General features: G+C 39.3%; 17 protein-coding genes. 10 read left to right on the top strand and 7 right to left on the bottom strand.

All coding sequences use genetic code 11. The annotated features are described in order from the left end of the window. The first annotated feature begins 91 nt into the window (after window positions 1-91). The 8 genes from ACX1N5_RS12785 (at window position 92) to fdx (ending at window position 6198) form a co-directional block, all read left to right on the top strand. The gene (locus tag ACX1N5_RS12785) at window positions 92-739 is read left to right on the top strand and encodes a hypothetical protein (RefSeq protein WP_004751844.1); all 648 of its coding nucleotides are present in this window, start codon (window positions 92-94) and stop codon (window positions 737-739) included. A 115-nt stretch (window positions 740-854) separates the two neighbouring features. After that, the gene (locus ACX1N5_RS12790) at window positions 855-1328 is read left to right on the top strand and encodes an Rrf2 family transcriptional regulator (RefSeq protein WP_004900902.1); all 474 of its coding nucleotides are present in this window, start codon (window positions 855-857) and stop codon (window positions 1326-1328) included. 1 nt (window position 1329) lies between these two features. Then, entirely contained in the window at window positions 1330-2547 is a 1218-nt protein-coding gene (locus ACX1N5_RS12795; protein WP_004751841.1) for an IscS subfamily cysteine desulfurase, read from the top strand. Window positions 2548-2623: 76 nt separating this feature from the next. After that, the gene (gene iscU / locus ACX1N5_RS12800; protein ID WP_004751839.1) at window positions 2624-3010 is read left to right on the top strand and encodes a Fe-S cluster assembly scaffold IscU; all 387 of its coding nucleotides are present in this window, start codon (window positions 2624-2626) and stop codon (window positions 3008-3010) included. A gap of 31 nt (window positions 3011-3041) precedes the next feature. Continuing rightward, window positions 3042-3362 (top strand): iron-sulfur cluster assembly protein IscA, encoded by a 321-nt coding sequence (gene iscA, locus ACX1N5_RS12805; RefSeq protein ID WP_045794105.1) that lies wholly within the window; start codon window positions 3042-3044, stop codon window positions 3360-3362. A gap of 82 nt (window positions 3363-3444) precedes the next feature. Continuing rightward, a complete protein-coding gene (gene hscB, locus ACX1N5_RS12810) occupies window positions 3445-3960 on the top strand; it encodes a Fe-S protein assembly co-chaperone HscB (protein ID WP_131389512.1) in 516 nt (171 codons plus the stop codon). 25 nt (window positions 3961-3985) lie between these two features. Further along, the gene (gene hscA, locus ACX1N5_RS12815) at window positions 3986-5851 is read left to right on the top strand and encodes a Fe-S protein assembly chaperone HscA (protein ID WP_458802541.1); all 1866 of its coding nucleotides are present in this window, start codon (window positions 3986-3988) and stop codon (window positions 5849-5851) included. 8 nt (window positions 5852-5859) lie between these two features. Further along, the gene (gene fdx, locus ACX1N5_RS12820) at window positions 5860-6198 is read left to right on the top strand and encodes an ISC system 2Fe-2S type ferredoxin (RefSeq protein ID WP_004900890.1); all 339 of its coding nucleotides are present in this window, start codon (window positions 5860-5862) and stop codon (window positions 6196-6198) included. A gap of 3 nt (window positions 6199-6201) precedes the next feature. Here the strand turns inward: fdx and ACX1N5_RS12825 are convergent, their stop codons facing one another. The 3 genes from ACX1N5_RS12825 to mfd all read right to left on the bottom strand — a co-directional run bounded on the left by ACX1N5_RS12825 (window position 6202) and on the right by mfd (window position 11751). Continuing rightward, on the bottom strand, window positions 6202-7680 hold the full coding sequence (locus ACX1N5_RS12825; RefSeq protein WP_458802543.1) for an adenylate/guanylate cyclase domain-containing protein: 1479 nt from the start codon (window positions 7678-7680) through the stop codon (window positions 6202-6204). Window positions 7681-7720: 40 nt separating this feature from the next. Next, the gene (locus ACX1N5_RS12830; protein WP_004751830.1) at window positions 7721-8155 is read right to left on the bottom strand and encodes an HIT domain-containing protein; all 435 of its coding nucleotides are present in this window, start codon (window positions 8153-8155) and stop codon (window positions 7721-7723) included. A 131-nt stretch (window positions 8156-8286) separates the two neighbouring features. Beyond that, a complete protein-coding gene (gene mfd, locus ACX1N5_RS12835; protein ID WP_458802557.1) occupies window positions 8287-11751 on the bottom strand; it encodes a transcription-repair coupling factor in 3465 nt (1154 codons plus the stop codon). Window positions 11752-12583: 832 nt separating this feature from the next. Here mfd and ACX1N5_RS12840 point away from each other — a divergent pair. Then, the gene (locus tag ACX1N5_RS12840) at window positions 12584-12799 is read left to right on the top strand and encodes a cold-shock protein (protein ID WP_004751823.1); all 216 of its coding nucleotides are present in this window, start codon (window positions 12584-12586) and stop codon (window positions 12797-12799) included. A 114-nt stretch (window positions 12800-12913) separates the two neighbouring features. Continuing rightward, window positions 12914-13144, top strand: coding sequence for a hypothetical protein (locus tag ACX1N5_RS12845; protein ID WP_131381482.1), 231 nt, complete (start codon window positions 12914-12916; stop codon window positions 13142-13144). Window positions 13145-13485: 341 nt separating this feature from the next. Here ACX1N5_RS12845 and ACX1N5_RS12850 read toward each other — a convergent pair whose 3' ends face one another. The 4 genes from ACX1N5_RS12850 to ACX1N5_RS12865 form a co-directional block, all read right to left on the bottom strand. Then, window positions 13486-16026: a bifunctional diguanylate cyclase/phosphodiesterase gene (locus ACX1N5_RS12850; RefSeq protein ID WP_458802546.1), complete on the bottom strand. Its 2541-nt coding sequence runs from the start codon at window positions 16024-16026 to the stop codon at window positions 13486-13488. A 1205-nt stretch (window positions 16027-17231) separates the two neighbouring features. Continuing rightward, a complete protein-coding gene (locus ACX1N5_RS12855) occupies window positions 17232-18110 on the bottom strand; it encodes a DMT family transporter (protein ID WP_034426205.1) in 879 nt (292 codons plus the stop codon). Window positions 18111-18194: 84 nt separating this feature from the next. Continuing rightward, the gene (hcaD, locus tag ACX1N5_RS12860; protein ID WP_458802548.1) at window positions 18195-19418 is read right to left on the bottom strand and encodes a 3-phenylpropionate/cinnamic acid dioxygenase ferredoxin--NAD(+) reductase subunit; all 1224 of its coding nucleotides are present in this window, start codon (window positions 19416-19418) and stop codon (window positions 18195-18197) included. A 10-nt stretch (window positions 19419-19428) separates the two neighbouring features. Continuing rightward, window positions 19429-20385 (bottom strand): 3-carboxyethylcatechol 2,3-dioxygenase, encoded by a 957-nt coding sequence (locus ACX1N5_RS12865; RefSeq protein ID WP_004751819.1) that lies wholly within the window; start codon window positions 20383-20385, stop codon window positions 19429-19431. Between the last annotated feature and the right edge of the window lie 67 nt (window positions 20386-20452).

The following is a 20452-nucleotide window of genomic DNA, read 5'->3' on the forward strand; positions in this document are numbered from 1 at the left end:
TTCTACAAAACTACTTCATTTTTTTGACCATTTTCATCGTTCGAGGACAATCAATGGAATCTTCAGATTTTCATTGAGGAATTTTGACTTTATGAGTGAATCTCAACAAACACAAGAACAGCCCAAGTTATTGTTGAACTTTGGCATGATTGCACTAGAAACTTTTTACAGCTTCATTTTTACACATGACGATGTAGTGCAATTACATGCAAAAGAATTCATAGAACAGCAACTCACAGTCAAAGTGAATTGTTATATTCCCTATGTTGACTTTTATGTGCGCTTTACTCGTAAAGGAATTTTGTTCGACCTCCAAGCCCCTGACTCGCCTGTCGACCTTGAAATTAGCGGTACTGTCTTTAGTTATGTCCAAACTTTAGTCTTAGGTCATAAAAAAAGTGTGCGTGGAATTCGCATGTACGGACATGACAGTCTCAAAGACCCATTTCGAGATTTACTCTCCCAACTCGCACTTCCTAAACTCGCTTCTGACTGGAAAAAATGGTTATTTCGCTCAGAACCTGACAGTGAAGTTGTTGCTTCAAAGAAACGTATTGCACCACTTTTAGAAAAAATTGAATATCAACGTTCTAAAATCAATAGCTTACAAGTTGAAGTTAAACAGTATAAAAACCGTCTACGTCACATAGAAAAAAAGCAACGCCGCTTGAATAGTTTTTTTATTACGGTAATTGTCATACTTCTATGTACTTTGCTATATAATAGTTGGGCTGGTTAAAACAGTCATTTAACCTGTTTAAATCCCGTCTATCTTATTCCTATCAAAAAAACTTGACTATTTTAGTCAGGATTCATAAAATTTAGACATCTAGTCTAAACATGTGTATCGAATTATGCGTTTAACCACTCGCGGTCGCTACGCAGTGACTGCTCTACTCGACCTAGCTTTGCAGCCACCTGAACAAACGATCACACTTGCAGAAATTGCAGCACGCCAAACAATTTCAGTCGCTTATCTCGAGCAGTTATTTGCTAAGCTTAAACGTCATGGTTTAGTTTCTAGCGTTCGTGGTGCAAATGGTGGTTACCATTTAGCAAGAAGCGCAAATGAAATTACTATTTTAGAAATTATTGAAGCTGTCAATGAAACAGTGGATGCCACACGTTGCGACCATAAAGGTAATTGTCAAAATGGCGCAATGTGCTTAACTCACGACTTATGGCAAGATCTTTCTCACCATATCGCCGATTATTTAGCAAAAATCTCTTTGGCTGACCTCATTTCACGTGACAATGTTCAAACTGTCGCGATTCGCCAAAATACAGCACCTTATGAGTCAGACCTATTATCGGTTACAGGTATTTAACATGAAACGTCCTATTTATCTTGACTACGCAGCAACAACTCCAGTTGACCCACAAGTTGCTGAACGCATGATGGAATGCTTAACCTTTGATGGTACCTTCGGTAACCCAGCATCGCGCTCACATGCTTACGGGTGGCAAGCAGAAGAAAAAGTAGAGTATGCACGTGAGCAAGTTGCGAATCTTGTTAAAGCTGATCCACGTGAGATTGTATGGACTTCTGGTGCAACCGAATCGGATAACCTTGCACTTAAAGGCGTTGCTCAGTTCTACGCTTCTAAAGGCAAACATATCATTACCAGTAAAATCGAACATAAAGCGGTTTTAGATACTTGTCGTGAGCTCGAAGCAGAAGGCTTTGAAATTACCTATATTGAACCACAACCACAAACAGGTTTGATTACACCTGAAATGGTGGCTGCTGAACTTCGCCCAGATACGATTTTAGTGTCCCTCATGATGGTGAACAATGAAATTGGTACGGTAACAGACGTTGCTGCAATTGGTGAATTGACTCGCGCCAACAAAACTTTCTTGCATGTTGATGCTGCTCAAGCTGCAGGCAAGATTGAAATTGATCTTAGTCAAATGAAAGTTGACCTGATGAGTTTCTCTGGTCACAAGATTTATGGCCCTAAAGGGATTGGTGCACTTTATGTACGCCGTAGCCCACGCGTTCGCCTAAAAGCACAAATGCATGGTGGCGGCCATGAACGTGGTATGCGTTCTGGTACATTGGCAACCCATCAAATCGTAGGTATGGGTGAAGCATTTGAACTTGCAGGTAAAAACCTTCAAGCAGAACAAGCTCGCTTACGTGTACTGCGTGACAAATTATGGAATGGCTTGCAAAGTTTAGAACAAGTTTTCCTAAACGGTCACCCAACATACAATGTTGCCAACTATTTAAATGTCAGCTTTAACTTTGTTGAAGGTGAATCTTTAATGATGGCACTTAAAGATGTTGCTGTTTCAAGTGGTTCTGCATGTACTTCTGCAACACTAGAACCATCTTACGTATTACGTGCACTAGGTTTGTCTGACGAACTTGCACATAGCTCAATCCGTTTCAGTTTTGGTAAATACACAACTGAAGAAGATATTGATCACGTAATTAGCATTACTCAAACTGCTGTAGAAAAACTTCGTGAGCTTTCACCGCTTTGGGATATGTACAAAGAAGGCATCGACCTTTCAACAGTTGAATGGGCAGAACATTAATCCTTGCGATTAATGTTTTTACCCCCATATTAAATTAAGGATACTCAGGCTGACCCCCTAGGTTCGGAGAAAGACCATGGCATATAGCGATAAAGTCATTGACCATTATGAAAACCCACGTAACGTTGGCGTACTTGACAAAAATGCAACCAACGTAGGTACAGGTATGGTCGGTGCACCTGCATGTGGCGACGTAATGCGCTTACAAATCCAAGTGAATGATGAAGGTGTAATTGAAGAAGCACGCTTCAAAACTTATGGTTGCGGCTCTGCGATTGCATCAAGTTCACTGGTAACCGAATGGTTAAAAGGTAAAACACTTGATGAAGCACAAGCAATCAAGAACATTGATATTGCGACTGAACTTGCTTTACCACCTGTAAAGATTCACTGTTCGGTATTGGCAGAAGACGCGATCAAAGCTGCGATTGAAGATTATCGTAGCAAAAAATCAAATGCATAATTGTTTGGCAAGATAAATTCACGGAGTTTTCATGATCCATTTAACTGAAAATGCAGCCACTCATATTAGCAATTACCTGAAAAATCGTGGTAAGGGTGAAGGCATTCGCGTTGGGGTGAAAACTTCAGGCTGTTCAGGTTTAGCGTATGTACTCGAATTTGTAGATGAAATCGATACACATGATCAAATTTTTGAACAGTTTGGCGTAAAAGTTTTTGTTGATCCTAAGAGTTTAGTTTATCTCGAAGGATTAGAAATGGACTATGTTAAAAATGGTCTAAACGAAGGCTTTGAATTTAATAACCCAAACAAAAAAGGTGAATGTGGTTGCGGTGAGTCTTTCACTGTTTAATTCTCCCCTTCTCCTTCATTTTCAATAAAACAGTGTATAATTCACTGTTTTATTGACATTTACCTCGTGGAAATTATCCCCCATGAATCATTTTGAGTTGTTCGAATTACCTGTAGCGCTCGATATTGATTTAGCAGCTTTAAAAAATAGCTTTTTAAAATTGCAACAACAATATCACCCTGACAAAGCACAAGATAAAGATCAAGCACTCATCAAATCGAGTGCAATTAATCAAGCCTATAAAGTTCTGTCTCATATCGACAGCCGTGCTGCTTATTTGCTCTCGCTTAAAAAACAAGATCACGGTCTTGATCAGTCAATTCATGATTTTGAATTTTTACAGTCAGCGCTTGAAATTCGTGAACAACTTGATGAAGCACAAAATCCAGAACAACTTCACTCTCTAAAAGACGAAGTGAATCAATGGATTGGTAGTTTGGTTCGTGAATTTAAAATCGATTATGATGATGAAGACTGGGGCGAAGCACGCGATACTGTACGCAAGTTACGTTTCTTCCAGCGTGTCATGAATGACATTGATAAAGCTGAAGATCAGTTACTTGATGATGAACAGTATGATCTGGATGATGATTTTTAATTTTTATATTCAAGGATTTTAACAGATGGCTCTCTTGCAAATTGCTGAACCTGGTCAGTCAAGTGCGCCTCACGAACACCGTGTTGCGATTGGTATTGATTTAGGCACAACGCACTCTTTGGTTGCCACTGTACGCTCAGGCCAAGCTAAAGTTTTAGAAGATGAACATGGTCGGGTTTTATTGCCATCGATTGTGCATTATGCAAAAGAACAAAATGCTTATGGCGAAGAAGCCAAACCATTTGTTACCCGCGATCCTAAAAACACCATTGTTTCAGTCAAACGTTTCATGGGTCGTTCTAAAGCAGATATCAAATTTCAACACCCGTATGAACTGGTTGGCGCAGACAATGAAATGCCTGCATTCCAAACCAATGCCGGACCAAAAACACCTGTTGAAATTTCTGCTGATATTTTAAAACAACTCAAACTCCGTGCTGAAGACAGCATTCAGCAACCTATTACAGGCGCTGTGATTACTGTCCCTGCATATTTCGATGAAGCACAGCGCCAAGCAACGCGTGATGCGGCTCAGCTTGCGGGCTTAAATGTTTTGCGCCTCCTCAATGAACCAACAGCAGCAGCGGTTGCTTATGGTTTAGATCAGGAAACAAACTTATCTACTGACCGCAACTATGTCATTTATGACTTGGGCGGTGGGACATTTGACGTATCAATTTTGCGCTTCTCGCAAGGCGTGTTTGAAGTATTGGCAACAGGCGGACATACTGCACTAGGTGGCGATGACCTCGACCGTTTAATCGTAAAATGGGCGAAAAAACAGTTAAACCTAGATGAGCTAGATGATGCTGAACATGCACACTTTATGGTGACAGCACGTAAAGCCAAAGAGCAACTGTCTGAGTTAGAACATGTTCAATTGCATTTGCTTGACCAAGTCATCACTTTAGATCGCCCAACATTCGAATCAATTATTCAGGTAGCGCTTGAGCGTACCATTACTGTCTGTAAACGTGTACTGCGTGATGCCAAACTGGAACTCAGCGATATTCAAAATGTCGTACTGGTCGGTGGTTCAACACGTTCATATGCAGTAAAAAAAGTCGTTGCGGAAGTTTTCCAGCAAGAGCCTTTATGTACCATCAACCCAGATGAAGTGGTAGCCATTGGCGCAGCGATTACTGCGAATCAATTGGTTGGTAATAGCCAAGATGGTTCATTACTGCTCGATGTTACACCTCTGTCTTTAGGTCTAGAAACCATGGGCGGATTGGTTGAGCGTCTGATTTCACGCAATACCGCCATCCCTGTAGCACGTCGTCAAGAATTTACTACCTATCAAGATGGTCAAAGTGCCATGCTGATTCATGTGGTACAAGGCGAGCGTGATCTGGTTGAACACTGCCGTTCTTTAGGTCGTTTTGTGCTGCGTGGTATTCCACCAATGACTGCAGGTCAGGCACGTATTGAAGTAACATTCCAAGTTGATGCGGATGGTCTTCTGGCTGTTTCTGCACGTGAGACTACATCAGGGGTTGAAGCACATATCGACATTAAACCATCTTACGGTTTATCCGATACCGATATGGAGCGCTTACTTCTTGAAGGTTTCCAACATGCCGAAGAAGATAAACAACTTCGTCACCTACAAGAAACCAAAGTGGAAGTACAACGTGAACTTGAAGCGTTGACTCAAGCACTGAAAACAGATGCCAACTTACTCAATGACACTCAGCTCAGTGAATTGCAGCAAGCTCAGCAAAAAGTTGCTGACCAGTTGCAAGGTCAGGATATCCAAGCCATTGAGCAAGCTGTCAACCAGCTTAAAGTTCACAGTGATGCTTTTGCTGCATTACGTATGAACCGTCACATTGACCATGCCCTCAAAGGCACTAAACTCGATGACTGGTCAAACTCAACTTCTGAATAGGTAAAGATATGCCACGTATTAAAGTTCTTCCGCATGCCCAGATTTGCCCTGAAGGTGCAGAGTTTGAAGTCGAAAATCACAGTAATTTATGTGAAAGCTTACTGAAAAATGGTATCAAGATTGAACATGCTTGTGACATGTCTTGTGCATGCACCACTTGCCATGTAATTGTTCGTCGTGGGTTTGACAGCCTGGAAGAGATGAATGATGTTGAAGCTGACTTGCTTGATCGTGCATGGGGCTTAGAGCCTGATTCACGCTTGTCTTGTCAGGTGAAGGTAGAAAATGAGGATTTGGAAGTTGAAATCCCAAAATACACCATCAACCATGCATCAGAAAATCACTAAGCCTTAGGCTTTATCGGACTCAAAGCCACCGAGCTTTGAGCCCGAATCTTGCACTTCATCGCGAGCATCTAAACGCGCAATTCCCTGCTCTGTCGTCAATTCATGCTGAGTTTGAATCCGCTCTTTCATTTGTTCCAAGACATCAAGCAACTGCTGATATTCATAATGCTGCACTTCATCCAGATTTAACAACAAATGAAAGCCTTTATATTCATAGTCAAACCATTGTTGTAGATCAGAACGAATTCCTGTGTATTTATCAATAACTTGCCAAGTTTTTATTGGCTCACTCAAACCTTTGAGCTGCATCAGGTCTTTCGGAACGCAAACAAATTCGTCTTTTACTAAACGATAAGTTTCATCAGCAATCAAAATTTCGTCTGGATGTGCTGCTCCTTGCAAGCGTGCTGCCAAGTTGACATCATGACCGATCAACGTATATGACATTCGGTAGTCTGAGCCGTAATTTCCAACGTGACAATAACCTGTACTCACCCCCATACGAATATGCAACTCAGGAAAGCCCATTTTTAACCAGCGTTCACGCAACACATGCATTTGCTGACGCATGGTAATCGCCATTTCTATACAATGTTTAGCATCTTGCTCTACGCCTCGCGATTGTGGATCACCAAAGAAAATCAGCATACCATCACCAATAAACTTATCTAAGGTACCTTCATAGCGCTTGGCAATTTCAGCCATATGGCTCAAATAATCATTTAAGACAAATGCCAGATCATCTGGAATAAGTTTTTCAGCCAGTTGAGTAAAACCTATCACGTCTGAAAAAAACACGGTCATTTTTTTACGCTTATAATCAATTTTCGCTTGAGTATCACCACGCATGATCGATTGCCATAACTGCAACGGCGCATAACGACTGAGCTGATTGGAAAACTGAATATAACGGTTCATCTGTTCCTGATAATAATCTTTGGTTGTCATCAGATTTTTTAATGCTTTCTTATTAAAATAATTGGTTACGCCAAAGCAGGCACAGAAGCAGATAAAACTATAAATAGTCAAATAGATACTGGCATCTTCAAAATAATTTTCAAAACCAAAAAATAAAAAAGCACTGACATAAAAAGTCATGACAGCACATAGAAAGCCAAGACTATAGCCAACAAAAGAAATTTTATTGAATGAAGTTGATAAATACCAAAACGACGCGAGTATTAGACCGCTAAAAACGAAAGATAAATGTACCGCAGATAAAGCTGCCGCTATGACACACAAGTCCAAGACAAAAACAATTTGCTTAATTTGGTGGCGGGTAAATTTATGTTTTGCAAGCGTAAATATACAGAGTATTGCAACAAAAGCAGCAGCTGAAAAAATGCTAACCACATAATGCTGAAATTGTAGAGGCATCGGAAAATAGTAGAGTAACACACCAAACGAAAGCATGAGATAAGCAATGAATCTATACACACTTTCTAGCACAAACTTATTATTTACATTCCGCTCAAATGGCACCTTTGCCCCACCTCTAAGCAACATTATGTGGATAAATGAATTAGTCCATTCGCCAGTCAAATGGCATTTCACCCTGACCACGTAGTGCCAGCATTAACGTCTGACGCATATGAGCCAATACATCGTTGCTATACGGCACTGCAGGTAAACCCCAAACAGGTTTTGGCCAAGCAACATCATTTTGATAACGTACAATATGATGAAAATGTAGTTGCGGCACCATGTTACCCAGTGCTGCCACATTCATTTTATCGGCACGAAATACACGCGATAGCTGACTTGATAACCAGCTTGATTCACGCAGGAACTGTTCCTGATCAGCTTGGCTAAGTTCATACAGTTCGGTAATTCCTGGTACACGAGGAACCAAGATTAACCAAGGGAATTGCATATCGTTCATTAAACGACAAGTTGATAATGGAAAATCACCAACCAAAAAAGTATCTTGCGCAAGTTGCGGATGTAAACTAAACATATCTTTATAAATGGTAAAAATAACGAAAAGTGGTTTTATACTAACATATCCATTCTGACATGAATATGAACGGATTGTGCTTTATCGCTCGAATATACGCGATTAGGCGATATATTCGAGCCGCCAAAAAACTAGCTTACAGGTAATTCCCGAATCAGCTGTGCCAAGACATCGTGCATAAAACGAATACGTTTTTCATAGTCTTCCAGCATCACCATAATTTTCAGGCGCTGCCCGCCATCCATACGAAAATACGTTGGCTGGCGCTGCATCATCTGAATAATACTAATGGCTTGTACAGGCGTATCAGGCGAAAACTCAACATAGCCGCCATTGCTATTTATATCAATTTTAACAATACCAAGTTGCTCAGCCTGAATCCGAATTTCATGCACACTAAACAACTGTTTCACCGCGATAGGTAAAATCCCAAAACGGTCAATCAACTCCATACGAATGTTGTCGAGCTTTTCCTGACTGTTGGTATTACTGATGCGCTTATAAAACAGTAAACGCTGATGCACATCACCCAAGTAATCATCAGGGATGAGTGCAGGCATGTGCAGATTGATTTCCGCAGTCAAACTCAACGGCGCATCAAAGTTTGGTGTTCGACCAAGCTGAATGGCTTTGGTGGCTTTTTCCAGCATTTCCATATACAAGCTAAAACCAATCGCTTGCATTGAACCACTTTGTTTTTCACCCAACAGTTCACCTGCACCACGGATTTCCAGATCTTCGGTTGCCAACATAAAGCCAGCACCCAAAGTCGATGCACGCTGAATGGCATCCAGGCGTTTCTCTGCATCGCCTTTTAAACCTTTAAGAGAAGGTACCATGAGATAGGCATAGGCTTGATGATGTGATCGACCCACACGACCACGAAGCTGATGCAACTGAGCCAGCCCGAGTTTGTCTGCACGCTCAATAATCATGGTATTGGCATTGGGCACATCAATCCCCGTTTCTACAATGGTTGAACACACCAAGACATTATATTCTTTGTGATAGAACTGCTGCATGACTTGTTCCAGTTCGCGTTCACGCATTTGCCCATGGGCTACAGCAACCCGTGCTTCAGGCACCAAATGACGGAGATTCTCTGCCGTACGTTCAATGGTATCAACTTCATTGTGCAAGAAATACACCTGCCCGCCACGCAGCAATTCACGCAAAATGGCTTCTTTAATGGTGGCTTCAGTCTGTTCTTGTACAAAAGTTTTCACCGCCAAACGGCGTGCAGGTGGCGTGGCAATAATCGATAAATCACGCATGCCACTAAATGACATGTTCAATGTCCGTGGAATTGGCGTCGCAGTCAAGGTCAGCATATCCACATCGGCACGCAAGGCTTTTATACGCTCTTTGTCGCGTACACCAAAACGATGTTCTTCATCGACAATCATTAAGCCCAAATCTTTGAACTGGATGTTTTCCTGCAAGATTTTGTGCGTACCAATCACAATATCAACCTTGCCTTCTGCTAGATCTTCAATGACTTTTTGATGAGTCTTACTTGAACCAAAGCGAGACAAGACTTCAATTCGAATCGGCCAGTCAGCGAAACGGTCTTTAAATGATTCATAATGCTGCTGTGCTAACAGCGTGGTGGGTACAAGTACCGCAACCTGTTTCGAGTTCTGCACCGCGACAAATGCTGCACGCATCGCCACTTCGGTTTTGCCAAAACCAACATCGCCACAAACCAAGCGATCCATCGGTTTGGCCTGTTGCATGTCATATAAGGTAGCATCAATGGCATTGGCCTGATCCAGCGTTTCCTCATAGGCAAAACCACTGGCAAACTGCATATACATGCCCTGATCCAGCTCAAAACCAAAACCGGGCTTGGATTGACGGCGTGCCTGAATATGTAAAAGCTCAGCAGCGACATCATGAATTTGCTCCAACGCCTTACGTTTGGCTTTATTCCATGCATCATTACCCAGTTTATGTAAAGGTGCTAAATCTGGATCACCTCCACTATATCGGCTAATCAGGTTCAGATTCGATACAGGCACATAGATTTTCGCACCATCTGCATAATCAAGCTGTAAAAATTCATGTTCCTGATTATCAATGGTTAAGTTCACCAAACCTGCATAACGTCCCACCCCATGATCAATATGAACCACAGGTGCACCAATACTCAGCTCAGTTAAACTACGAACCAGAAATTCTTCAGAAATTTCCTGCTGACGCTTACGGCGACGCTGTACCACCCGATGTTCATACAGCTGGTTTTCAGAAATCACCGCGAGATGATCATGAATTACCAACCCACGATCTAAAGGCGCATTGGTAATTGCAATCGAATATTGTTCTTTTAAAAACTGCTGAAACGAGTCAACTTGTGGAATATCGCCAAAGCTTGAACGCAAAGCATCTTTTAAGGTTTCACGCCGTCCTGCACTTTCCGCAACCAACAGCACAGGATAGCTCACCGCATCAACATAATGTTTTACATGGCTAAATGGTCGTTCTAATTTGGCATCCACAGGCAGTTTGGGCGGCGCATCGGTAGCAAGATTGATTGCCCCTGCCTTTTCAGCAATCGGGTCAACTGAAACCACAATACGGCGGAAATGATTGACCTGCTCCAGAATCTGCTGTGGGTTTAAAAATAAATCTTCAGGCGGCAGTAATGGCTGATCAACATTGTGACGTCGATCTTCATAACGCCGATACACATCTTGCCAGAACTGCGTCAGACCCTCATCGAGATCATCAGTATTAATGACAATAGTCTGTTCAGGAAAGTAACTGCTGAGCATACTTTCCTGTTGCATAGCCGTTTTTTCAAAGAATAACGGTAGATAAAACTCCAGACCAGAAGATGCGATTCCTTCTAACGCATCCTGATAAATTGGGTTTTTCTTTGGGTTTGCAGTTGGAAAGCTTTCAGCATAACGTTCACGAAACAGCGCGCGAGCCTCTTTAAGTGGAAATTCTTTAGCAGGTAAAATACGGAATTGCTGAATGGTTTGCGTGGTACGCTGGGTTTCAGGATCAAAATATTTGAGCGTGTCAATTTCATCATCAAATAAATCAATCCTGATCGGTGCTTCCTGACCAGAAGCATAAACATCGACAATGCTGCCGCGCACCGCAAATTCACCATGATCATACACGGTATCAACCAGTTGATAACCTGCTTGAATCAAACGTTTTTTCTGTTGTTCTAGGTCAAATTTCTGACCAACTTTTAAATCAAAATGCGCACCGAGTACCCAAGACACAGGTGCAACGCGCTGGGCAAATGTCGATGCTGAAACCAGTAAAATGCCTTGCTGCGGCATATTGGCTAAAATAGCCAGTCGTTCTGAGACAATATCTTGATGCGGAGATAAACGATCATAAGGCAAAATTTCCCAATCTGGGAAAATAGTTGGTTTTAGCCCATAAAACTCAAGTTCACTTTCTAGCTGTGCCAAATGCTGATTGTTACGTGCAATCAGTACAAATAAATGCGGAAATTGTTCGGCAATTTCTTTAAATAATAGCGCACCCGCTGAACCAAGTAGCCCACCAACCCAGCGTTTTTCATGCTGTTTAAATTGATTGAGTTTTAGTGCAGAAATTTCTTTGGTAAAAATAGACATGGAATCAAGTTTTAGTCCGTTTTTCATAGGCTAAATACTATCATGCCTACTCTAGGCTGTTCAGAATATTGCACTAAATTTCAGATTAATCTTCAACATTTGCTGATGTTCGTTACACAAAAAGTAGTAAAAAACAGATTCAATGACTCAACCAAATTCAGTTCTTACAGCGCTTCGCTTTTAAGAATAATTGATACTTTAAACCGAAAAATTAATTTAGGATATAAAACGTCAAATATTGGCAATGTGGAAGAAGATGCAGATCTAATTTCAAGACAGATAAACTGTTCAGCTCAAGGCTTCTGTTGACTGTTATTCGGATTCTATTTTCTTATGATTTATACTTTTGTATATTTCCACCATAAAGGAAAATGGATAAAAATGCCTAATCAACATATAGATTTCATGGCATGTTCACATCATATTCTTTTGAGCAAATAAACATATTAGGTTAAATAAAGCCAATATTTTATAAAAATATTTTGAATAACATTGGTGTAATAAATCAGGAAATATATTTCCAATTGGTTGAAAAGTTAGACTTAATCCTGATAATACACCCTAGAAATCATTCTTTTTTTAAAAAATTTAACAAGAAAAACAAATAGCACATATAAAAAAAGCTTGCATACAATTTTATTTCATGTATAGTTAGCTTAACTAGAAAAAAAGTATTGTTTAGTAAATCTTCTTTAAGTATCGTAGTTTTAGTCATAATCCTCCGTTTTTTTTAAGATCTTAAGCTCAATCCTTATTATTTTTCAAAGTTAGAAATAGTCATTTAAATTTCGAAATGGCTAAAACTCTTAAAACTCATAGGTATATTATGTCTAATTCTAATACAGTAACTGGTACAGTAAAGTGGTTTAACGAAACTAAAGGTTTTGGCTTCATTCAACAAGAATCTGGTCCAGACGTATTTGCTCATTTTAGTGAAATCGCTAATTCTGGTTTCAAAACTTTATTTGAAGGCCAACAAGTATCATTCAGCATCGTTCAAGGTCAAAAAGGCCCAAATGCTGTAAATATTGTTGCTCTATAATAATATTTAATAAAATAAAAAAGTACGTCCATCGTACTTTTTTATTACAAAAAATCTAAAATATCTTAATATTTATTCCATAATGGAATAAGTAAAATAACACTCGGTGTAACATTGAATCAAAATCATAACATTATTGCAAAATCTATAAATGGTACAGAAATTTTAGTATCACTCGTTCCTTTAAACAAAACACAAAGTACGCGTACTGGATTTAAATCAATTGAAGTAGGCAAAAGAGTATTACTTGAATCTGGAATTGAAGTCGATTTAAACTTAGATGGCCGCAGTTTCTACACTGAAGTAAATCAGTTATTTAAATTAAATTACAGAGTTATTATTTAAACCCGTATTTTAATAGTTAAAATTTAGTTAATTTGTGTCATGTGATGCAACATGATATCAAATTCACTGAACACCCTTCCTCGCTTTTTAATACTTTTCTGATCCTGCTGTTTATTTTATTATTCTTCTTGGTTACTTAAGTCATTTTCAGGCTCAAATTAGCACACAAAATACCTATCAGGATAATTTAAAACCATTCATTATTTTTAAAGTTATATGGGTAATCACTCATACCTTCAAATACTTCTAAAAATCTAAAGCCACTTAAAATCCTATTAAAAATCCCTCATAAGTACTTTTTCCATAAAGTTTAGATTTTAATTGAATATTCATGGCTTAAATCATAATTTCAACTGGTTTATGGGAACAGGTTTTGAATAAAAATAACCCTGAATCATGTCACATTCATATTCTGTTAGGAATTTAACCTGCTCATAGATTTCAATCCCTTCAGCAACAACCTCCAAGTTGAGCTGATGAGCTATTTCGATAATTAACTTAACAATAGCAGTGTCTTGTTGATTTATAGGGAAATTTTCAAAAAAGCTTTTATCTAGCTTTATTTGGTCAACAGGTAGGCGGCGTAAATAACTTAAGCTTGAATAGCCTGTACCAAAATCATCGAGAGAAACCTTGATACCTAAAGCACGTATCGCATGTAAGATTTCAATCGATTTTTGCACATCAGTAATCAACATTCCCTCTGTCACTTCTAATTTTAACAATTGAGGCGGAAGTTGGCTCACATTTAAAATTTCTTCTAAATCATTTAAAAAATTCTTTCGATGGAACTCTAATGGTGAAATGTTGACAGATACACTCAAAGGCCGTTCCCGATTTTTATTTAACTTAAAAATATCGTGACATGCTTGTTGTAAAACCCAACGACCAATTGAAACAATGTGTCCTGTCCTCTCAGCCAAAGGGATAAAAACATCTGGTGGGATAAAACCTTTTTCTGGGTGAATCCAGCGAATAAGAGCCTCTAATGAAGCGACTTCACCAGTTTTAGGTTGGATTAATGGCTGATAAAACACATTGAGCTGAGCTTTTTCTAAAGCTTCAGATAAGTCTAAACGTAAATTTATATAATCTATTTTAGGAAGATCATTATATTTTTCCTGATACCAACTCCATGTATTACGCCCCTGTTTTTTTGCTTCTTGCATCGAGAGAATCGCATGCTGGATTAATTGAATGCCTTGATAAACTTGGTTACAGTTTTTAGCAATCCCTATGCTGGCAGTAATATGAATTTTATGACCATCTATTTGAAAGGGTGTTGATAAATTTTTCAGTAATCTTTCAGCAAATTCGGCTACATGATCAGGAGTTTTAAAATCTAAAAGAATAAGCGCGAACTCATCGCCAGAGATTCGGCTCAACATGTCTTTATCTCGAATGAAATTTTTCATTCTAGTTGCAACAGATTGCAATAATTTATCACCAACAATATGACCCAAGGTCTCATTGAGCGGACTAAAATCATCGAGATCAATATAAAGTAAATACACATCTTTTTGGGCTTGTATATTTTTTAGCGTTTTTTCTAGATATTCGTCAAAAGCGCGGCGATTAAATAACCCTGTCAAATAATCATGCATTTTTTGATATTCAATATATTCTTCACTTACCCATTCTTTCGTCACATCCTGTTGTATTCCAAGAAAGTGTGTGCAATGACCCAAATCATCCAAAATAGGCGCTAATGTCAACTGATTCCAAAACCAGCTGCCATCTTTGCGATAATTTTTAATTTTGACTTGTAACTGAGTTTTGATCGTCAACGCATTTTTTATTTTTTTAAGTGTGATGGCATCTGTATCTGGGCCTTTTAGGAAACGACAATTTCTCCCGATAATTTCGGATTCGGTATAACCTGTCATTGCCAAAAATGCGGCGTTAACATACACAATCGGCATATCTGAATCTGCATGAGCAATCACTACGCCATGTGCACTATTTTGTATTGCTCTTTCTAAAAGCCTTACCCGTTCTTGATAGCGATTTTTAGCAGCAATATCTTTTGCAATCACTAAAATACCCATAATTTTTTCATTATGTTTTATGGGTAAATTTGTCACATCAAACCACAACAACTCTCCAGAAGCATGATAGAGCTGTAGTTCATAATGTTCAGCTTCACCATGTAAGCTGCGTTCAAATGCCATTTTTACAGTATTGACTGACGTTTTAGGCACAAAATTACAATAATATTGCCCTTTGATATCTTTTTCTAAAAACCCTGTTATTTTCTCGGAAGCAACATTTGCAGAAACGATATAACCTTCAAGATTTACTTCAAATACCGCATCTGGATGATATTTAAAAAGTGAACTATATTTATCATCTATCAATAATTTTTCTTTTCTTTCCTGATCAATCTCAATGGCTAGGGAAACTAAAATAGCAGCTCGTTGCAATAGGTTAATTTCGATATCTGAAGGCTTTCTAATCGTTCTATAGTAAGTTGCAAAAGTACCATATAGCTCTCCGCGCGTTCCGAGAACAGGCATTGACCAACATGAAGTCAGTTTTTCTTTTTGTACAAGATCTTTTTGACGTGACCATTTAGGATCAGTGATTAAATTTTCAGAAATAACCAAATGCTTATGAAAAGCTGCCGAACCACATGTGCCACTTTTCTCATGAACAACAACTGCTTTTAACATCTGCTGATATTCAGGAGAAAAATGTTGATGACCACTAATTAAGTATAATTTTTCAATTGAAGGGTCATACAGCATGGTTGAAACAATTGCATCTTGAATATGAGTCTCTAACCATGCAGTAATTGCTTCTAAAACAATTTTAAGGTTATTGCCTTGACTAATGAGCTGAAATATATGGCTATTATCTTTACTAATAAATTGACTAGCCATTAAAATCTCCATTGGTTTAAGAAATTAGCCTCATGCTGATTTTACATATGAAATATTTCTTTTAAATATACATCTGTACAAAAAGCGATCAAAAATAAAGCTATTTTAACGATAAAACTTAAGGTTTTTTCATTCAAAATGATGAGGATGATCAGCTCACTTTTTATACTGTGTTATTCGATTAATACAAAATAATAAAGGAAACCGACTATAATTCATACTTATAAAGAAAATTTGAAATCGCATTTGCAAATCATCAAATCTATATGTCAAATCCATTTCCAGTAATCCAATTTAACTGAGTATTTTGACTTTTATCTTGTGATAGAAACATTTTTTCGCAAGTAAAGCTTTCACTTCTCGCCCTCTGGGAGGGTTTTGCTTCAAACTGGGTGAGCAACGAAAAGCATGCCTCAAGTCGTGTTTTTAAAAGCGCAGTTACCACATTTCACATAACTGGCTAAACAATAAACAAGTTTTAGCATAACTCAATTTCATGCACTAAGACAATAAAAATCAAAGATTTTTTAAAAAACAAATTAATTCAATCAGTTAATTTTTTAAAAATTCTTCACTATTTTACCAATTGTTTAATAGATATTTTTATTTTGATAACCAATTTACATCAAACTTCTTCGATTTAGACTTTCCTTCCCTCTGAAAGACAGGCAAAGAAGGGTAAATTAGGATGAATGAAATTTATAAATAGAAGTGAGTAATCGTGATTTTCTATTATCAATCATTCTTGAGCTTAAGAAAAATCGGGGTTGAGCTTGCAGGATATTAGATCAAATAGAGAGATAAAAAGCAGAAATTCCCCGCTACCGCATCAATAAATATTTAACAATAGCGGGGACAATTTTCTATGTTTTGATGATTAGCAAATTCTAAATTTTTCACCTGTATGAGTGTTTGTACGCCAGCAAGTCTCTTTCTTATGTTTATGTACATGGTGTTTATATGTTTTGTGGTGCACTGTTTTTTTATAATGATGCGGCTGAGCAAATACACCTGTGGTTGCTGTCGCGAGCATCATAAGTAATACAAGTTTTTTCATTCTATTTCCTTATTACCAGTTTGAGTCAAAAATCAGCATGTCTGATGATCAATCAACAATAAAACACAATAAATCAAAAACTTGTATCTACAGCATCTTTGTGATGATTAGACAGCTTTTATCAGTCCATCATAATCATTAAATCAAGCTAGGTTTTTCTGAAATAACAAAGAATCCCGATCACCACCAGTATTACACCAAACCATGCACTTACATTAAGTTGTTCATGGTTAAATACCGCACCTAAAGTTAAAGCAATAATCGGTGTAATCACATTACTCAAGGCAATGGTTGAAGGTTTTAATTCCCGAATCAGCCAAAAATAGCACAGCATCGCAATAATAGATGAAAATAATATTGTAAATGCAAAGCCAAGCATGCTGTGTAAGTCAGGAAGGTGGTGTGGCATATGCTGATAAATAAAAGGAATCAACAGTAAAGATGCCAATGCTGAAACCAGCAAGGAGCCTGTAGCCTGTGATATCGGCGTTAGTGGCGCTGCAATATGCTTGACCCAAAATATAGAACTAATATAAGAAATAATACTGATGACAATTAATATGATACCAATCGGTTGTACCTGATTTCCAGTTTGATCCGCAAACACTACAATCAAACCCAAGACCGCCATCAGCATTCCTCCCCATTGTATGAGAACGAGATGCTGATTTTTTAAAATAAAATGCCCAACCAGACCAGAAATTAACGGTGATAACCCAAATAACAAAGCCATTAATCCTGAAGTTAGATAACGGGCTGCCAGATAAATAAAAAGTTGAGCACCGATTAAATTTAGGCTGCCTGCGACATAACTTGTGAGTGACTGACGATCTAATGGCAAGGGATTACGAAAGATGATGAGTAACATAACCGCTAAAATAGATGCACCTACATAGCGAATAATTAAAACCCAAAGCGGATAAACCTGATGCACACTCCATACAATTGCCAATGGCGTTGCTGCCCAGATCAGGACAAGGGTGGCATAAATTGCAATGTGGGTAAAAGACGTCGATCCCTTAGACATAAACATGAATCATATCCATAAAATCAATCAACCCATGCCTAAAACAGCATGGGTTGATTACATGTAAGCCTGTTGTGATTGAGCTCAGGCAACTTTGCGTAAATCAATCGCGAGATTCAGCAGTGTTTCTGCATCAAACGGTTGTGCTTTCGCAATCATTTTCTTCAAATGGCGCATTTCTTTTGCTTGATTGACAGTAATGCCTGCAACCAGAATTCCGTTGCGGGTTCCGAACATCACAAAGCTGGCATTTCTACCCTGCTCAATATCCATCTCACCACGAATATGCCATTCTGTAGCTGTCATATCGCCAGCAAACTGAAAGTTCATATCAAGCTGGTCTGTCCAGAACCAAGCAGGAGTTTGCTGCGCCAATGGATTACCCATGATATGACGCGCAAAAATTCCCGCTTGCTTGTTGGCATTTTCCCAAGTTTCAATACGACGATATTGCCCATCTTCGATCAACTGCGTTGCAACATCCCCAGCCGCATAAATATCAGGATCAGAGGTTTGGCAATACTGATTGACTTGAATGGCAAAATCGACATCGAGACCTGCTTCACGCGCTAAATCAGCATTAGGTACAATCCCAATTCCGTAAATGACAGCATCACCCGTCAACTGCTGACCATTTTCTAAGGTGAGAATCACCTCTTGATCACGTAATTCAGCCTGCACCAGTTTGGTATTCAGTTGAATTTCAATGCCTGCACGTTGATGCTGTTGCAGTAAAAATTGACTCAGATTGAGTGGAGAACAACGGCCCATGACCATTGCACCCTGTTCAATCACTGTGACCTGACAGCCTTTTGCACGGGCACTAGAAGCCAACTCTAAACCGATTACACCGCCACCCACGATCAAGATGCGTTTCTCAGCTTGTAATATAGGAATCAGTTTCTGTGAATCTTCAAGATTCCGTAAAGTATAAACATGTTGACCTAGAGCATCTAACATCGGTAAACGACGTGCCGAACCACCTGTTGCCAATAGTAATTTGTCATAATGAATCACATCACCACTTTGTAACACAAGCTGATGTGCTTCAGGCTGAAGTTTAACTACAGCATTATTGCGAATCACTTTGACATTAAGTTCGGCAAGTTTTTGTTCAGAGAGAATTTCCAGCTTGGTTTGTTCTGGCTGCAAAATTGCGTCTTTAGATAGCGGTGGACGTTCATACGGTAGATGAGGTTCATCACCGATCAAAATAATTTCACCAGAAAATTGCTGTGCGCGTAACTCTAAAATTGCACTTGCGCCCGCTTGACCTGCGCCTACAATTACAATGGTTTGAATACTCATGTTTTGTCCTTTATTTCAAATTGGCTGTGACAATGCCAAAACCCGCAATCCATTCTGAAATGGCTTCATAACAATGAACTTTCATTTCATAGTCACCCAATGCTGAAAGCGCTGCAAAAGCGGCGATCCATGCACGAATCTCTTGTCCACCACGTCCACCCTCACGACGGATATCAGCTTCAGTCATTTTTTCAATGGCTTCAAAATCAGCATTTTGAAAAATATCTAACAGCTGTTTATCCCATTCTGGATTGAGTGGCACTGAAACTGAAGTATCGCCTGCAGCGAGACGTTGCCCCACAGAAATGACCTTGGCTTGGCGGGCGTTGCGTGCTTCAGTCGTCGGGTTCCGACCTGAGATCAGGAATTCTTCCACTTCAGGAGGTACAGACCCCATTTGTGGTGTTGGTGGATCATGCGACAATCCCCCAGTTCCCAAAATGAGTACACGTTCATTTTCAAGATTAAGAGACTGAATAAATGAACCTATAGCACGGCCAAGCGCAATCGCACGTTTTGTGGTTGGCAGTGGCGCTGCTGCACCATTGACAAAAACAGGAATCGTCGGGTAACGATCAAGCTGTCCTTCACATAAAAAGTGTAAAGGCTGGGTAACCCCATGATCTGCCTGCATTCGGTAGGAATATGCAACATCAACGCCTTCATTCAGAACATGGCGCACAAGTTGTAGCGCGGTTTGCTCAGGTACATTGAGTTTTCCTGGGCCATAATCCCAATCGCCTGCAGCAGTAGCCCGAAGGCCAACACAGAAACTTGGCATCAGGTCATAAAAGAAACCATTAAAATGATCAGGACCAAAAGTAATAATCAGGGTTGGATCATATTGCTTTAACTCAGCCGCCAAAGCCTTAAACGTTGCACGAACAACTTCTTCCTGACGCTTCTCAATCGGTGAAGCGAACTCCATCAGCGGGCTATGAGATGCACAAATCAGTTTAACAGCCATGTTGAACTCCAAAAACTAGATCGCCTACAGGCGATCTATGTGGGTCTAGAAGACTAGACCTTTAGGA

It is taken from the genome of Acinetobacter sp. ANC 4636 (assembly GCF_054454555.1).

Excerpts from the sequence above, each read along its gene's own strand:
- ACX1N5_RS12785 (WP_004751844.1), top strand. The coding sequence starts at position 92 with ATGAGTGAATCTCAACAAACACAAGAACAGCCCAAGTTATTGTTGAAC.
- ACX1N5_RS12790 (WP_004900902.1), top strand. The coding sequence starts at position 855 with ATGCGTTTAACCACTCGCGGTCGCTACGCAGTGACTGCTCTACTCGAC.
- ACX1N5_RS12795 (WP_004751841.1), top strand. The coding sequence starts at position 1,330 with ATGAAACGTCCTATTTATCTTGACTACGCAGCAACAACTCCAGTTGAC.
- iscU (WP_004751839.1), top strand. The coding sequence starts at position 2,624 with ATGGCATATAGCGATAAAGTCATTGACCATTATGAAAACCCACGTAAC.
- iscA (WP_045794105.1), top strand. The coding sequence starts at position 3,042 with ATGATCCATTTAACTGAAAATGCAGCCACTCATATTAGCAATTACCTG.
- hscB (WP_131389512.1), top strand. The coding sequence starts at position 3,445 with ATGAATCATTTTGAGTTGTTCGAATTACCTGTAGCGCTCGATATTGAT.
- hscA (WP_458802541.1), top strand. The coding sequence starts at position 3,986 with ATGGCTCTCTTGCAAATTGCTGAACCTGGTCAGTCAAGTGCGCCTCAC.
- fdx (WP_004900890.1), top strand. The coding sequence starts at position 5,860 with ATGCCACGTATTAAAGTTCTTCCGCATGCCCAGATTTGCCCTGAAGGT.
- ACX1N5_RS12830 (WP_004751830.1), bottom strand. The coding sequence starts at position 8,155 with ATGTTTAGTTTACATCCGCAACTTGCGCAAGATACTTTTTTGGTTGGT.
- ACX1N5_RS12840 (WP_004751823.1), top strand. The coding sequence starts at position 12,584 with ATGTCTAATTCTAATACAGTAACTGGTACAGTAAAGTGGTTTAACGAA.
- ACX1N5_RS12850 (WP_458802546.1), bottom strand. The coding sequence starts at position 16,026 with ATGGCTAGTCAATTTATTAGTAAAGATAATAGCCATATATTTCAGCTC.
- ACX1N5_RS12855 (WP_034426205.1), bottom strand. The coding sequence starts at position 18,110 with ATGTCTAAGGGATCGACGTCTTTTACCCACATTGCAATTTATGCCACC.
- hcaD (WP_458802548.1), bottom strand. The coding sequence starts at position 19,418 with ATGAGTATTCAAACCATTGTAATTGTAGGCGCAGGTCAAGCGGGCGCA.
- ACX1N5_RS12865 (WP_004751819.1), bottom strand. The coding sequence starts at position 20,385 with ATGGCTGTTAAACTGATTTGTGCATCTCATAGCCCGCTGATGGAGTTC.